The 13903-nt window shown below is 59.0% G+C and carries 14 protein-coding genes; 7 read left to right on the plus strand and 7 right to left on the minus strand.

Annotated features, from left to right (window positions below; translation table 11 throughout):
• The first annotated feature begins 69 nt into the window (after positions 1 to 69).
• Both MSNKSG1_RS07405 and MSNKSG1_RS07410 read left to right on the plus strand, forming a co-directional pair.
• Positions 70 to 840: a hypothetical protein gene (locus MSNKSG1_RS07405; protein WP_008938631.1), complete on the plus strand. Its 771-nt coding sequence runs from the start codon at positions 70 to 72 to the stop codon at positions 838 to 840.
• Between the two features lie 54 nt (positions 841 to 894).
• Positions 895 to 3243: a hybrid sensor histidine kinase/response regulator gene (locus MSNKSG1_RS07410; protein WP_008938632.1), complete on the plus strand. Its 2349-nt coding sequence runs from the start codon at positions 895 to 897 to the stop codon at positions 3241 to 3243.
• Here the strand turns inward: MSNKSG1_RS07410 and MSNKSG1_RS18905 are convergent.
• Together MSNKSG1_RS18905 and MSNKSG1_RS07415 are read right to left on the minus strand one after the other, a co-directional pair.
• The gene (locus MSNKSG1_RS18905) at positions 3182 to 3667 is read right to left on the minus strand and encodes a MarR family winged helix-turn-helix transcriptional regulator (RefSeq protein ID WP_008938633.1); all 486 of its coding nucleotides are present in this window, start codon (positions 3665 to 3667) and stop codon (positions 3182 to 3184) included. The genes MSNKSG1_RS07410 and MSNKSG1_RS18905 overlap by 62 nt on opposite strands.
• Complete coding sequence (locus MSNKSG1_RS07415) at positions 3664 to 4149, minus strand: glutathione peroxidase (RefSeq protein WP_008938634.1); 486 nt, start codon at positions 4147 to 4149, stop codon at positions 3664 to 3666. Before MSNKSG1_RS07415 ends, MSNKSG1_RS18905 begins: the two co-directional genes overlap by 4 nt.
• A gap of 253 nt (positions 4150 to 4402) precedes the next feature.
• Here MSNKSG1_RS07415 and MSNKSG1_RS07420 point away from each other — a divergent pair, with 253 nt between their 5' ends.
• The 3 genes from MSNKSG1_RS07420 (at position 4403) to htpX (ending at position 7070) form a co-directional block, all read left to right on the plus strand.
• On the plus strand, positions 4403 to 5617 hold the full coding sequence (locus MSNKSG1_RS07420; protein ID WP_008938635.1) for a pyridoxal phosphate-dependent aminotransferase: 1215 nt from the start codon (positions 4403 to 4405) through the stop codon (positions 5615 to 5617).
• Positions 5618 to 5628: 11 nt separating this feature from the next.
• Positions 5629 to 6087 (plus strand): hypothetical protein, encoded by a 459-nt coding sequence (locus tag MSNKSG1_RS07425; RefSeq protein WP_008938636.1) that lies wholly within the window; start codon positions 5629 to 5631, stop codon positions 6085 to 6087.
• Between the two features lie 101 nt (positions 6088 to 6188).
• Positions 6189 to 7070, plus strand: a complete 882-nt coding sequence (gene htpX / locus MSNKSG1_RS07430; protein ID WP_008938637.1) for a protease HtpX — start codon at positions 6189 to 6191, stop codon at positions 7068 to 7070.
• 64 nt (positions 7071 to 7134) lie between these two features.
• On the opposite strand, the gene pdxB is transcribed toward htpX, so the two are convergent.
• Genes pdxB through MSNKSG1_RS07445 form a run of 3 tightly spaced genes read right to left on the minus strand, consistent with a single transcriptional unit; the run spans position 7135 to position 10182 of the window.
• Entirely contained in the window at positions 7135 to 8289 is a 1155-nt protein-coding gene (gene pdxB, locus MSNKSG1_RS07435) for a 4-phosphoerythronate dehydrogenase PdxB (RefSeq protein WP_008938638.1), read from the minus strand.
• A 22-nt stretch (positions 8290 to 8311) separates the two neighbouring features.
• The gene (locus tag MSNKSG1_RS07440; protein WP_008938639.1) at positions 8312 to 9595 is read right to left on the minus strand and encodes a DEAD/DEAH box helicase; all 1284 of its coding nucleotides are present in this window, start codon (positions 9593 to 9595) and stop codon (positions 8312 to 8314) included.
• On the minus strand, positions 9592 to 10182 hold the full coding sequence (locus tag MSNKSG1_RS07445) for an elongation factor P hydroxylase (protein ID WP_008938640.1): 591 nt from the start codon (positions 10180 to 10182) through the stop codon (positions 9592 to 9594). Before MSNKSG1_RS07445 ends, MSNKSG1_RS07440 begins: the two co-directional genes overlap by 4 nt.
• 127 nt (positions 10183 to 10309) lie before the next feature.
• Between MSNKSG1_RS07445 and dsbD the strand changes: the two genes are divergently transcribed.
• Positions 10310 to 12199, plus strand: a complete 1890-nt coding sequence (gene dsbD / locus MSNKSG1_RS07450) for a protein-disulfide reductase DsbD (protein WP_008938641.1) — start codon at positions 10310 to 10312, stop codon at positions 12197 to 12199.
• Positions 12200 to 12201: 2 nt separating this feature from the next.
• On the opposite strand, the gene tusA is transcribed toward dsbD, so the two are convergent.
• Positions 12202 to 12441 (minus strand): sulfurtransferase TusA, encoded by a 240-nt coding sequence (gene tusA, locus MSNKSG1_RS07455; RefSeq protein ID WP_008938642.1) that lies wholly within the window; start codon positions 12439 to 12441, stop codon positions 12202 to 12204.
• Between the two features lie 87 nt (positions 12442 to 12528).
• Between tusA and MSNKSG1_RS07460 the strand changes: the two genes are divergently transcribed.
• Positions 12529 to 12819, plus strand: coding sequence for an antibiotic biosynthesis monooxygenase family protein (locus tag MSNKSG1_RS07460; protein ID WP_008938643.1), 291 nt, complete (start codon positions 12529 to 12531; stop codon positions 12817 to 12819).
• On the opposite strand, the gene rlmM is transcribed toward MSNKSG1_RS07460, so the two are convergent.
• Entirely contained in the window at positions 12816 to 13889 is a 1074-nt protein-coding gene (gene rlmM, locus MSNKSG1_RS07465) for a 23S rRNA (cytidine(2498)-2'-O)-methyltransferase RlmM (protein ID WP_008938644.1), read from the minus strand. The two genes, MSNKSG1_RS07460 and rlmM, sit on opposite strands and share 4 nt — an antisense overlap.
• Positions 13890 to 13903 lie beyond the last annotated feature (14 nt).

Here is a 13903-nt window from a genome sequence, read left to right on the forward strand (position 1 = left end):
CGGCAAGTTGTGGCCGGTTCTTCACGCCAGTCACCGACAGTTCCCGAAGCCGGAGTCCACGCTGACATCATGAATACCATAACAGTCGTTCTTTTACTGGCGGGCATTGTGACCGTCTCGATAGCGATCATCGTTCTGAGCCAGATGCGTGAAAAGGCCCGAATAGAGCGTGCCAGGAAAATCACGGCCCAGGAAGACGCCTACAATCGGGCCAACCGTCTGCTCACCGAAATCCCGGGCCAGTACCTCACCCCGGACCTCAAGCTGCTCATTCTCAAGCGCATGGAGGAAGCCTGCAACGAGCTGGCATCGCTGAAATCCAACCTCCCGGTCCAGCAATGGCGCAATGGCGTACTCCAGACCAAGAAAGCCGTTATGGAGAACAAGGATTCCCGCCCCCCGGTCAAGATTGACTCTCCGGACAAGTCCAATTACGTCAAAGAACTCCTCCAGAACCTCTTCAAGATGATTGAAGGGATGCACAAAAGCGGCAACATCAATACGTCTACCGCCAAGAAAAATCTCAAATACGTGCTGTTCCTCGTCCACAAGACCCATGCGGACCTCCACGTTTTCCAGGCCCGCGATTTTGTGCGCCAGAACCAGATCCGCAAGGCGATCCACGCTTATCATCTCGCCAGCACGGAAATGGGCAAGTCCAAGGACAACCCTCTCGCCATGAAAGCCGTCAAGAGCTTCCGCACGCGGATCAAGGAGCTTGAGGCAATGAGTGCAGATGGTGTGGACAGCAGCGCAGAGTCCCACTCCAAGCTGGATCGGGAATGGGACAACTTCCTTCACGACACCGAGTGGAAGAAGAAAGCGGACTACGACGATTGAGCGTCCGGCGGTGCAGGCACTGCCTTCAGACAGCAACAGGGAAGTCAGAAAGCAGTGAGTAACTGGTTCCGGAAAAGACTCTCTTACCGACTGACCCGGGACACCGTTCTGGTCGCCATGGCGGTCGGCCTGGTGCTGAACCTGATCCAGATCACCCTCGACTACTTCAGTGCCCGCGAATCGATGGAGTCCGAAGTTCACGCGTTGATGGAAATCAGCCAGAGCCCCGCGTCCCAGATCGCCTACAACATAGACGTACGACTCGCAGAAGAGCTGCTTGACGGGCTTTTGCGCCACCCGGCCACGATCGACGCCCGCATTATAGACAGCGAAGGCCTGACCATGGCGGCCGCCAGCCAGAGCAGCCTGTCATCGCCCTATCGCTGGCTGAGCGATCTGCTGTTTGGTGAGAGCCTGACCTTTTCGTCCGAACTCCACGTGAAACAGCTTCAGGATCTGCCCCTCGGGCGCCTCGTTGTCACCATTGATACCTACCATTACGGGCTCCAGTTCCTGGAACGAAGCCTTTACACCCTGGTCAGCGGGCTGCTGAAAAGTCTGGCTCTGTCGGCTGCCCTGCTTGCGATCTTCTACGTAGTTCTGACCCGCCCGATGCTGAACGTTATCGGAGCTCTCAGCCGTGTGACGGCCAATTCCCCCGAGAAAATCCGGCCTCCGGTACCAGCGGGACACGGGGAGGATGAGATCGGGACCATGGTGGGCATCATCAATCAACACCTGGAGGCGATTGACTCCAGCCTCGTTCAACTGCGCTCTGCCGAAAGCGCCATGAAGAATTATTCCAGCCAGCTGGAGCAGGAAGTTGCGGATCGAACCCGAGAAATTTCCGAGAAGAACTCCGCACTGCAACGGGGCAACAACGCCCTTGTCCGGGCCAAGGAGGACGCGGTTCGCCGGGCCAAAGGTCGTGCCAACTTCCTGGCCAGCATGAGCCACGAAATCCGCACACCGCTCAATGGCCTGCTGGGCATGCTCGGTCTGGCCGTCGAGGGCGAGCTCGACCCGGTACAACGCAATCGCATAGAGATCGCGCTCAATGCCGGCGAAAGCCTGATGAACCTGCTCAACGACATACTCGACATATCCAAGGTCGAAGCGGGCAAGCTGGACCTCGAGAACATTCCCTTCAGCCTGCGTCATCTCATCGAGGAGTGCGCCACCCTCCATGCACAGCAGGCCCGGCGAAAGGGGATCGATCTGGTCACCGAGGTCGATCCGGATTTGCCGGAACAGTTCCTGGGAGACCCGACGCGAACGCGACAGATCCTCAACAACCTGATCAGCAACGCAATAAAATTTACCGATAAGGGTCTCGTGCGGGTCAAGGCAAGCTATTCCGCGGGCAGTTTCCGGCTTGAAGTGATCGATACCGGTATCGGGATGTCGAAACAGGGGCTTCACCGGATCTTCTCAGCGTTTTCCCAGGCCGATTCCGACACCACCCGGCGCTACGGCGGAACCGGTCTGGGCCTGACGTTGTGCCGTCAGCTCGTGGAACGGATGCACGGTCAGATACTGGTGGATTCAAGCGAAGGGACCGGCACGCACTTTACGGTGACGCTGCCCTTCCCGATCCACGAAACCGAAGAAGCCAGCATCCTCTCCGACAACGCGATGGAGGCTTTACGGGACATCGGAGTCGCCCTGGCCATTCCGACCAGCTACCCCCACCGACCCGCACTTGAAAGCCAACTGCGCGCCTGGCATATCCCGGTGCGGGGCGCGAGCCGCCACCCGGAAGGGATCCTCCTGATTGCCATTGATGGCGATGATGCTGAATCGCTCGCCTATGCGGACAACTGGTCCGGAACCGGTGTGGTCATTGCCGGCACCCAGATCAACCAGGTGTCCCGACATACCCGATACCCGTTATTGTCGCTGCCCATGCGCCGTGACGAGCTCTTCCAACGGCTCTGCCAGGCAGCCGGGATCGAGATTGGGGAATCCCCCGGACACCAGGCGGACACTCCGCCACTTCAGCCCGTCCGGCCCCTGTCCATCCTGCTGGTGGAAGACAACGAGGTAAACCAGATGGTCGCCACCAGTCTGCTGAAAAAGCTGGGCCACCGGGTTGATCAGGCCGAGAACGGCGAACGCGCCCTGGACGCCCTGGAAAGCCACCGCTACGACCTGGTTCTAATGGACTGTCAGATGCCGGTCATGGACGGTTACGAGACCACACGCCGGATTCGTCAGAACCCGGCCTATGACGGGCTTCCCATCATTGCCGTTACCGCCAACGTCATGCAGGGCGACAGGGAAAGCTGCATTGCCGCTGGCATGAACGATTACATCACCAAGCCCTATAACCGGGAACAGCTCAGAGCGATGATCGAGCGTTGGGCGCCGAACCCGCCTCCAGCATCTCCAGAACAGCCCTGAGCTCATCCCTGAGCGCACCCAGACGCTCGGGTGGCAGATTCAGGTCGCACAGCAACCTGGCCGGAACATCCCTGGCCTGATCCTCAAGGGCCAGGCCTGCATCCGTCAGCGATATGATGACGCTGCGTTCGTCGCCGGGGTCCCGGGAACGGGACAATAACCCACGCTCAGATAATCGCTTCAGAAGCGGCGTCAGAGTACCTGAGTCGAGTCGTAAACGGCGCCCGAGATCGGACACGTGCGTGACCTGACCTTGCCTGGCGTGCTCCCAAAGGACCAGCATCACCAGATACTGGGGGTAGGTAATTCCAAGCTGGTCCAGAATTGGCCGATACCGGGCAGTCACCGCTCGATTCGCCGCATACAGAGCAAAGCAGATCTGGTTGTCCAGGTTCAGTATCCCGGAAGAGTCTGGCTCATTCATAGCAGCGCTTCGATATCCTTCCGGATTGCCTCTGGCTTGGTCGTCGGCGGATAACGACGGACGACGTTGCCATCCGGGCCAACCAGGAATTTCGTAAAGTTCCATTTTACCTGTTCAGACCCCATTAAGCCCTTGGCCTCGTGTTTCAGGAACTGATACAGGGGGTGAGCGTTATCGCCATTGACCTCGATCTTGGCAAACATCGGGAAGTCGACGCCGTAGTTGAGGCTGCAAAACTGGCTGATGGCCGACTCATCTTCGGGATCCTGATTCATGAACTGGTTGCAGGGAAATCCCAGCACCTCCAGCCCCCGGTCCCGAAGCGATTCATACAGCGATTGCAAACCCTCGAACTGCGGCGTAAAGCCACATTTGCTGGCCGTGTTCACTATCAGGAGCACCTTGCCCCGGAACTCGGACAGACTCCGTTCATTGCCCTGGATATCCCGGGCGGAAAAGTCATAAATACTCGGCTTCGTCATTCGATAGGCTCCTGTCTCGCATTTATCTTGTGCACAATATAATTTTGCACATAACGAATGAAAAAGACAGCGCTCAACAGGCCACTCGGTCACATCTCGGACAATCGGCGTGAATTTACTGCGCTAAGGTATCCATTTACCGCCATAATTCATCACAATTCCCCTGTTGAAGCACCACCCTGCTCCGCTAGAATAACGACAGCCCTTACCACAAAGGCATTCATCCGTCAGAGACCGAAGGAAATCCAGTCCCATGCAGAACTACTACAAGTCCGCCAAGCTCGATAACGTCTGCTATGAAATTCGGGGGGTGGTTCTGCGTGAGGCGCGTCGTCTGGAGGAAGAAGGCCATCGGGTCCTGAAACTCAACATCGGCAACCCGGCGGCGTTCGAACTGGATGTTCCGGAAGAGATTCAGCAGGACGTCATCTACAACATGCACCAGGCCCAGGGCTACGTGGAGTCCAAAGGGCTTTTCTCGGCCCGAAAGGCAGTGATGCACTATTGCCAGCAACGCGGCATCGACAAGGTCGATATCGATGACATCTACCTCGGTAACGGCGTCAGTGAACTCATCGTCATGTCCATGCAGGCCCTGTTGAATACTGGCGATGAAGTTCTCATCCCGGCCCCGGATTACCCCCTGTGGACCGCGGCGGTTACCCTTTCCAGTGGCAAGCCGGTGCATTACCGCTGCGATGAGGAGCAGGACTGGTTTCCGGACATTGACGATATCCGCAAGAAAATCACCCGCCGGACAAAAGCGATTGTCCTGATCAACCCCAACAATCCGACGGGGGCGGTGTATTCGACCGAATTGCTGGAACAGGTCATTGAGCTGGCGCGTCAGCACAACCTCATCGTCCTGTCCGACGAAATCTACGACAAGATCCTGTACGACGGCACCGAGCACGTATCCACCGCCTCACTGGCCGATGACGTCCTGTTCCTGACCTACAACGGGCTGTCGAAGAATTACCGCGCTGCGGGTTACCGGTCGGGCTGGATGATCATCAGCGGCGCCAAGCATCGGGCTACGGACTTTATCGAAGGCATTGAAATGCTGTCCAACATGCGGCTGTGCGCCAATGTCCCGGCCCAACTGGCCATCCAGACGGCCCTGGGCGGCTATCAGTCAATCAACGACCTGGTCGCCCCTGAAGGACGTCTGTTCGAACAAAGGGAAACGGCCTGGCGGATGCTGAACGATATTCCCGGAGTGAGTTGCGTCAAACCCAAAGGCGCCCTCTACCTGTTTCCGAAACTGGACCCGAAACATTTCCCCATCGTGAATGACGAAAAGCTGGTCCTCGACCTGCTCCTGCAGGAAAAAATCCTGCTCGTCCAGGGATCCGCCTTCAACATTGATGACAAACAGCATCTACGGGTGGTTTTCCTGCCCCGGGCCGACACCCTGCGCGACGCAATGGGCCGGTTGGGGAATTTCCTGGAAAAATACCAGCAGTAACCGGGAGCATCATGGCAGACATTCACATAGAAGAATTCTACCGGGACGCTGCAATCGCACTGGCCCAGCTCTACAGCGTTTTCCCCCGCCGGATCAATCTGTTTGTGGAGGACATCGCGGGCCCCGACGAACCGGACGAATTCGGACTGCACAGCAAGCGCCATATGGCCTGCTTCGGTGCCTTGCTATGGCTGGAGGAAGAGGGCCTGATTCGCTATGTCGACACGATCCGTCAGGAAGCGCTCGACCAGGCCGTCCTGACCCGCCAGGCCTTTATCCGCCTGAGTGCCCCGGCACCAACGGCCCTGGTTGATGCCGCCGGTGTCGGGCGTGGTGAGGATCAGGCATTGCCCCAATCTGTCCGCCGCGATCTGTCCACCTATATCCACCTGATCCGGGAATCCCTCAGATCGGGGCACTCCGCCCGGATCAGCCAGATTGTCCAGGCAACCTTCTTTGCCGACGCCTGATTCATTAAATCGCTGTAATGCTGTTGAACGCCTGAACCCGGGCCGCATATAGCGGTCAGATGGGTGAATTATTTCTTTGACTGGAAGATCAGGGAATTAACATGCGAATACTGCTGTTTCTGGCGACCAACCTCGCGGTCATTCTGGTTGCGAGCTTTACTTTGCGATTGCTGGGTGTGGACAGTTACCTGGCGCAAAATGGGATCGACTACGGCTCTCTGCTGGCGTTTGCAGCTGTCTTCGGCTTTGCCGGTGCCTTCATATCGCTTCTCATTTCCAAACCGATGGCGAAATGGAGCACGCGTGCGCAGGTGATTGAATCCCCCCGGACGCCGGCAGAGCGCTGGCTGATGGAGACGGTCGCGGACCTTTCCGGCAAGGCCGGCATCAAGATGCCCGAGGTGGCCATTTTTCCCGCCTCGCAGTCCAATGCCTTCGCCACCGGCTGGAACCGGAACGACGCTCTGGTGGCGGTGAGTCAGGGGCTGCTGGAGCGATTCAACAAGGATGAGATTCGTGCGGTGCTGGGTCACGAGCTCGGCCACGTGGCGAACGGCGACATGGTGACACTCACCCTGATTCAGGGCGTGGTGAACACCTTCGTGATTTTCGCATCGCGGGTGATCGGATCTTTTGTCGACCGGGTCGTCTTCCGCAATGAGCAGGGGCACGGCCTCGTCTTTCTTGTGGTAAGCATAGCGGCGGAACTGGTCCTCGGAATTCTCGCCAGCACCATCGTATTCTGGTTCTCGCGTCGCCGGGAGTACCGGGCGGATATTGCCGGCGCCCAGTTGGCGGGTCGCGCTTCCATGATCCACGCGCTCCAGCGCCTCAAGCAGGAAAGCGAGGTACCGGATCAAATGCCGGATAGCCTGCAGGCATTCGGTATCAACCGGGGGGCTCGTGGCGGACTCGGGGCCCTGTTTATGACCCACCCTCCCCTGGAAGAACGGATCGCAGCCCTTCAGAACGCCAAACTGTAAGTCAGCCAGGGGGCAGGGATGCCCCGGGGCACCGGCCCCTGGCCGCGAAAGACAGATCGAACGATCAGATTTTGAGCTTGAAGCCGATCGCCCTGAACTTATCCTGCAGCGACCGGCTGGATCCCTTCAACTGAACCTTGAGGCTGGAGCACTCCCGACGAACCGGGTAATCACGGCGAAGGCGATCAAAAGCCTCGGCTCGCTCTTCCAGGCTCCCCTTCATCGCCAACCGCAGTCGGGCGTCGTCCTGGCGAGGGTCGTAGCAGGATCTCAGGGCAATACGAATGGCCTGTCCTTCCTCCACAGACCCTGTGAACGACACCTTGTTCAGGGGCGGCTCCGGCAGAAACTGCCCGGCCTTTTTGCGGACAGGCAACCCGAGAAACTGACTGAGCGCCCGGTAAACCATTTCGGTGCCCTGCACCTTGCCTTCAAGGCTGTAGCCTGCGATATGCGGTGTTGCCTGCCAGACAAGGTCAACCAGATCCGGTTCTATCCGGGGCTCCCTCTCCCAGACATCCAGAGCCACCAGCGGAGCATCGCCGGCCGACAGTCGCTGCTTCAGTGCGGCACCATCGACAACCTCGCCCCGGCCCGAATTGATCAGCAACTGGTCCGAGGTGAGCGCCGCCAGCGCCGATGCGCCAATCATGTGGTAGGTTGCGTGCTCTGATGAACGCGTCAGCGGTGTGTGCAGCGTCACAACATCGCACTCCAGGGCCTCGGCCAGACTCACAAACTCGCCAGACTGGCCCGCTTCCTGCGCCTCCCGGGGCGGGTCGCACAGACGAACCTCGAAACCCAGCCGGCCCAGCATCGATGCCAGCTGGCCGCCCACATTGCCAACGCCGACGATACCGACGCTCAGATCGCACCAGTCCGCGAGACCTTTCCGTTCGGCATAGAGCGAGAGTGTGGACAAAACGTACTCCGCCACGCTGTTGGCATTGCAGCCCGGCGCCGCCGAGAAATAAATGCCCTGCTCCCTGAGCCAGTCGACGTCGACATGATCGGTACCAATGGTTGCGGTGCCCACGAACCGGACACGACTGCCTTCCAGTAGTTCCCGGCCGACCCGGGTGACCGAGCGGACCAGAAGAATATCGGCATCCCGGACGTCCTCTGCATTCATGCTCCGGCCGGGGACTCGACGTATGTCGCCGATATCACCAAAAAAGGAGTCCAGCAGGGGAATGTTCTCGTCGGCTACAATCAGCATCGCTCGTCTTTCCCGCCCCGACTCAGTTTCTTCGCGATCTCTGGGGACCGCGTCCGCCCTGGGGCCGGCCTCCCGAACCTCTGCGCCCGCCTCGCTTCCTCGTAATCGGCGGTTTCTCCAGCGGCGACGTCAGATCCTCACTCGGCACCTCGGTCTTCAGTTTTTGCTGGATGTACTTTTCGATCGCGGGCAGCGCGAAGGAGTCGTCCTCATCGGCCAGACTCACGGAAACACCGGTACTCCCCGCACGGCCGGTTCGGCCGATCCGGTGCACATAGTCTTCAGCATTTTCCGGCAGGTTGTAGTTAAAGACATGGGTCACGCCGTTGACATGGATTCCGCGCCCGGCCACATCGGTGGCCACCAGAACCTGAATACCGCCTTTCTTGAACTGGTCCAGGGTCCGGAGGCGTTTGTTCTGGGCAATCTCACCCGACATCAAGGACACCTTGACCCCCTGATTTTTGAGGTCCTCCTCCAGATCACGACACTGATCGCGTCGGTTGGCGAACACGATGGCCTTGTCGACTTCCGGACGCTTCAGGTAATTGACCAGGACGCGGAGTTTGTCGTCCTCTCCGACAAGGTAGACGCTCTGCTCGACCCTCTCGGCGGTTTTCTGCTCCGGCTCGATTTCCACGAACTCGGCATCCCGCGTCCACATGGAGGCGAGATTGAGAACGTCCTGGTTAAAGGTTGCGCTGAACAGGAGCGTCTGGCGGTCGTCCTTGGGCGTGCATTTGCGAATGATCCGCTTCACGTCGGGAATGAAGCCCATGTCGAGCATTCGATCTGCTTCGTCCAGTATCAGAATGTCGATCTGATCGAGGAAGACGTCCTGCGAGCCGAGAAAATCGATCAGGCGACCGGGCGTGGCCACCAGAATATCGACAACGTCATTCTGAAGCTGATCCCGCTGCTTGTCATAGTTCATCCCTCCAACCACGGTGACGACATTGTGACCGGTGTGCTTGCACAACTGTTCAGCATCCTTGGCAATCTGCAACGCCAGCTCGCGGGTAGGCGCCAGTGCCAGAACCCGGGGCTCCGAGGCAAAACGCTGCTCCTTGGGAATCGGGGTCTCCAGCAGTGCCTGGATGGCGGTGATCAGAAACGCAGCCGTTTTACCGGTACCGGTCTGGGCCTGGCCAATCAGATCTTCGCAGGCCAGGGTCCAGGGCAACGTTTCGGCCTGGATCGGCGTACAGTATTCAAAGCCGATCGCCTTGATGGCCTCCTGCAAGCGGTTGTCCAGGTTAAGGTCGCTGAACTTGAGGTCACCGGTATGTTTTGGGTCAGATGTCATACAGCTTCTGTATTCCTTGATCTGTCGGAAATCGAATGGGATGGAACCAGACGTCGAACGTCCCGCCGCCAGGATTCATCAAAATCCTGTGCGGTTCCGTAAAATGACTGCAGTGTGTCGAAAAACCGTTGTCCGCGCTCCGGAAGGCCCCTTTCCCGATACCGGATGGCCTGTTCCAGCACATTGTTCCGGAATCGTCGTTCATCTCTGGCGCCATCCCCGGAAAGATTATCCACACTGATGTGGAATCGAATGCCTGCAGCCAGGGAAAACAGCCACTCCTGGGCCTGGGGTTTGACCTCTACCAGCTCAAAGGCCTCCTGCTGTTCCGGTGTTCTGCCATCGGGGCAGTACCAGTATCCGTAGTCATGGAGGGTACGACGGTGGGCCCCAGCGATACACCAATGGCTGATTTCATGCAACGCGCTGGCATAATATCCATGCGCAAACACGACCTGCGCCAGGCCTTCCGGTTGATCCGCAGGCAGGTATTCGGGTTCTGAGCCGCCCCTGACCAGAATCGTCCGGTAATCTTCCCGGAACAGGTCATTGAACAGCATGATAAGATCGTTCGGACTGTGGTTCATTGGGAGGCTATTGTGCGACTTTACCCGGCCTAATACCAGACCAGTGGGAACTTTGCCACCGGAACGATGTCATTCGCGGGCGACATGAGGTTCGCCCAAAAACGATCAACAGGAATTTGCAATCCAGATGACTGCCAAAACACTGGCCGACCGTAACCTGTCAACACAAGCCGCGATCCTGGCGACCCTGGGCCTCATACTGTTCCTGCTGGCTCCCAACGCCTCCGCTCTCGGCAACTCCGGCTCCGGCTTCTTCAGCACCAACAACGACTTCCTGCCGGTGGAAAAGGCCCTGCCCTTCAATTACACCACGGATAGCGGTTCCCTCGTTCTCAACTGGGACGTGGCCCCGGGATATTACCTTTACAAGGGGCGTATTTCGGTGGAGGCATCAACCGACGGTGTTTCGACCGGCCCTCTCAGCTTTTCCCGGGACGGCGAAATCACCGAGGACGATTACTTTGGCAAAGTCACGGTGTTCTATGAGCCGGTAACCGCACGAATGCCCGTTACCCTTCCGGAGGGAACCACGGAAGCAACATTCAGGGTTACCTTCCAGGGGTGTGCGAAAGCGGGCCTTTGTTACCCGCCCCAGACCCGTGACGTCCTCTACTATCCCGGCGACAGCGCCTCTGCCCCGGCGCCGTCAGAGGCGACCGGCGACCCGTCGCCGCCCGCCGGCTCCTCGACACCGCTGGACACAGAGTCCGCCACCGGCCTCGCGGGCTTCCTCGCCGGCAGTTCCGCACCGGTCATTGTCGGTCTGTTTTTTCTCCTGGGCCTTGGGCTGACCTTCACCCCCTGCGTCCTGCCGATGGTGCCAATCATCTCGACTCTGGTTTCGGGTCATAACACCCGTACCGTCGGGCATGCGCTTCTCCTGTCAATGACCTACGTGCTCGGCATGGCGCTGACCTACGCCGCAGCCGGCGTGATCACTGGCCTGCTCGGAGCAAGCTTTAACCTGCAGGCGCAGCTGCAATCGCCCTGGATTCTGGGAACGTTCGCCGCCGTCTTCGTCCTGTTCGCGTTGTCGATGTTCGACCTGTTTGATATCCAGCTCCCCCGATTCCTGAGGGACTCCCTCAACAACGCCAGCCACCGGCTCAGCGCATCCCGGGTGGCGGGCATTTTCGGAATAGGTGCGCTGTCGGCGCTGATTGTGTCTCCCTGTGTATCGGCGCCACTGGCAGGCAGTCTGCTCTACATCTCTACCACGCAGGATGCCGTCATCGGCGGGCTGGCTCTCTTTGCCCTGGGACTTGGTATGGGCGTACCACTGATCCTCGTTTCGGTCGGCGGCCGCCGGATGCTTCCGGCCAATGGTCGCTGGATGACCACCGTAAAGCATTTTTACGGTGTCCTGATGCTGGCGGTCGCGATCTGGCTACTGGAGCGGATGGTCCCCGCGTGGCTGACGCTGCTGCTATGGGGCCTGCTTGTCGGCATTACCGGTGTCCAACTTGGCGCCTTTGATGCTGCGAAGGCGGGCTGGGAACGCACTCGCAAAGGTCTCGGGCTGGTATTGTTTGCCTATGGGCTCGCTCTCCTTGCCGGGGCCCTCAGCGGCGCATCCGATCCGTTGAGGCCGCTGGCCCCGTTTACGGGATTATCGATGGCGAGCGCGGGCAACCTTCCCTCGGACGGCGCCGACTTCCAGCGGGTCGCCTCACCGGAACGGCTGCGGGAGCTGCTTGATCGGGCCAACGGTCAGGCTCAGCCAGTCGTCCTGGACTTCTATGCCGACTGGTGTATTTCATGCAAGGTGATGGAACGGACGGTGTTCCGCGACGGGCGTGTCGGAGAAGCCTTGCGGCCCTATACCCTGCTGCAGATTGACGTCACGGATAACACGCCTGAGCAACAGGCGCTGCTCAACGAGCTGGGCATCTTCGGCCCGCCGGCCATCCTTTTTTACAACGACCGCGGACAGGAGCTGAAAAAGCAGCGGGTTCTCGGCGAGATGGACCGTGACCAATTTCTTGATCATCTCAAATCCGTGGCGCGGGCGCTGTAGGCCTAATCGCCACGCCGTATCAGATACACAAACTCGTCGTCCTGCTCGCTCCGGGACAGCAGCTCGTGGCCAAGAAACTGGCAGAAACGGGGAATGTCCCGGGTGGTCGATGGGTCCGTGGCCACGATCCGCAACACACCGCCCGGCTCGACATCGTTGATCCGGTTATGGAGCATCATGACTGGCTCGGGACAGAACAACCCCCGGGCATCAAGCTCAGCGTCATAGTGATCTGTGGTCAACGTCTGTTCTCCCGTCTGAGTAGGCTGATTTTTCGACAATCGGTGCTAAAGTCGTGTTTAGGGTGGTTGTCAAAAAGGAGGATCACCATGATACGGGTTCTGATCGAACGCCACATTGCCGAATCACTGGAATCCAACTACGAGCTTCAGGCACGTATTATTCTACAGCATGCGGTCTCTGCGCCGGGCTTCATATCAGGTGAAACCCTGCTGGATGCCCACGACCCGGACCACCGGATCACGCTGGCCAACTGGCGCTCCGAAGCCGACTGGGACCGCTGGTACCACTCGGAAGAGCGCAAGCAGCTGATGGCCGAACTGGTTCCCATGATGGATCGCGACGAGAGCATCACCGTGCTGGAACAGTATGTTGCCTAACCGGTTCGCTCAATAAAACAGGTGATTTCCTCGCGGTCATGGTACAGGTGGCGCGCCTGCAACCGGTATCCGATACCAGCCGCCCTGAGTCCCTCGTCCAGGATATCCCGGCAGATCAGCCATTCTTCGTACCGCTTCTTCATTGGCAGCTTGAGGTTGAAAACGGTATAGCGACAGAGTCCCGAGCCAACCCAGTCCACGACCAGATGAGCGGTTTTCCGCGGCTGATCCACGATGTCGCAGACCATCCAGTCAATCCCGCGGTGTGGACGCCAGCTGTAGCCGTCCGCCCGGACATGCTCGACCTGGCCGGTGGCCATCAGGTCCGCATTCATTGGGCCGTTATCCACCGCATACACAGACATGCCCTGACGTACCAGTTGCCAGGTCCAACCCCCCGGCGCTGCGCCGAGATCGGCTGCCTTCTTGCCACCGCCCAGGTAGTCGAGCTCCCGTTCCGGCGGCAGGAATACTTTCCACGCCTCTTCCAGCTTCAGTGCAGACCGGCTCGGTGCCGAGGCCGGCAGCCGGAGCCGGACGATACCGCCCGCATAGCGGGCACGGTTTGCCGTGAGACTGAAGCAAATGATGGCGTTGTCGAAATCCGGCAGAACAATTTCCAGACGAGCGGATGCCTCGGAATCGGACTCGCCTATCAGACCTGCACCCCGAAGACCCCGAGACAGAGGCGCCACCCACTTGCGCGCAAAGTTACCGAGATCCCGGTCGGTATTGTTCTCGAGTAATCGCACTTCGACCCTGGCGCAACGGGGCTTGAACGAGGCGTGCGTTTTCAGGGCGTCGATGACGGCACCGACGCGATCCTCGCCGGGCAAACCAAGAGTCTCGAGCACGATCAGCCAATCCCGGACGAAGACAAGGGTGTCGATACTGACCCGCTCCAGCATCGTCTCCGCCTGCTCGGGCCCGGTCAGGTAAAACCGGACCAGCCCGCGATCCCTCTCGGGCTGAAAATACCCATAAAGTCCTGCCGACATGGCCGAATCGACCAGCTCCTGCCCGGCCTCTGCCTCAAACCCCGGGCGGCAAAATGCAAGAATCTGTTCCATGGTGCTCCTGATCG

It is taken from the genome of Marinobacter santoriniensis NKSG1, assembly GCF_000347775.1.
In the GTDB taxonomy this organism is placed as follows: Bacteria; Pseudomonadota; Gammaproteobacteria; order Pseudomonadales; family Oleiphilaceae; genus Marinobacter; species Marinobacter santoriniensis.

Excerpts from the sequence above, each read along its gene's own strand:
- MSNKSG1_RS07405 (WP_008938631.1), top strand. The coding sequence starts at position 70 with ATGAATACCATAACAGTCGTTCTTTTACTGGCGGGCATTGTGACCGTC.
- MSNKSG1_RS18905 (WP_008938633.1), bottom strand. The coding sequence starts at position 3,667 with ATGAATGAGCCAGACTCTTCCGGGATACTGAACCTGGACAACCAGATC.
- MSNKSG1_RS07415 (WP_008938634.1), bottom strand. The coding sequence starts at position 4,149 with ATGACGAAGCCGAGTATTTATGACTTTTCCGCCCGGGATATCCAGGGC.
- MSNKSG1_RS07420 (WP_008938635.1), top strand. The coding sequence starts at position 4,403 with ATGCAGAACTACTACAAGTCCGCCAAGCTCGATAACGTCTGCTATGAA.
- MSNKSG1_RS07425 (WP_008938636.1), top strand. The coding sequence starts at position 5,629 with ATGGCAGACATTCACATAGAAGAATTCTACCGGGACGCTGCAATCGCA.
- htpX (WP_008938637.1), top strand. The coding sequence starts at position 6,189 with ATGCGAATACTGCTGTTTCTGGCGACCAACCTCGCGGTCATTCTGGTT.
- pdxB (WP_008938638.1), bottom strand. The coding sequence starts at position 8,289 with ATGCTGATTGTAGCCGACGAGAACATTCCCCTGCTGGACTCCTTTTTT.
- MSNKSG1_RS07440 (WP_008938639.1), bottom strand. The coding sequence starts at position 9,595 with ATGACATCTGACCCAAAACATACCGGTGACCTCAAGTTCAGCGACCTT.
- MSNKSG1_RS07445 (WP_008938640.1), bottom strand. The coding sequence starts at position 10,182 with ATGAACCACAGTCCGAACGATCTTATCATGCTGTTCAATGACCTGTTC.
- dsbD (WP_008938641.1), top strand. The coding sequence starts at position 10,310 with ATGACTGCCAAAACACTGGCCGACCGTAACCTGTCAACACAAGCCGCG.
- MSNKSG1_RS07460 (WP_008938643.1), top strand. The coding sequence starts at position 12,529 with ATGATACGGGTTCTGATCGAACGCCACATTGCCGAATCACTGGAATCC.
- rlmM (WP_008938644.1), bottom strand. The coding sequence starts at position 13,889 with ATGGAACAGATTCTTGCATTTTGCCGCCCGGGGTTTGAGGCAGAGGCC.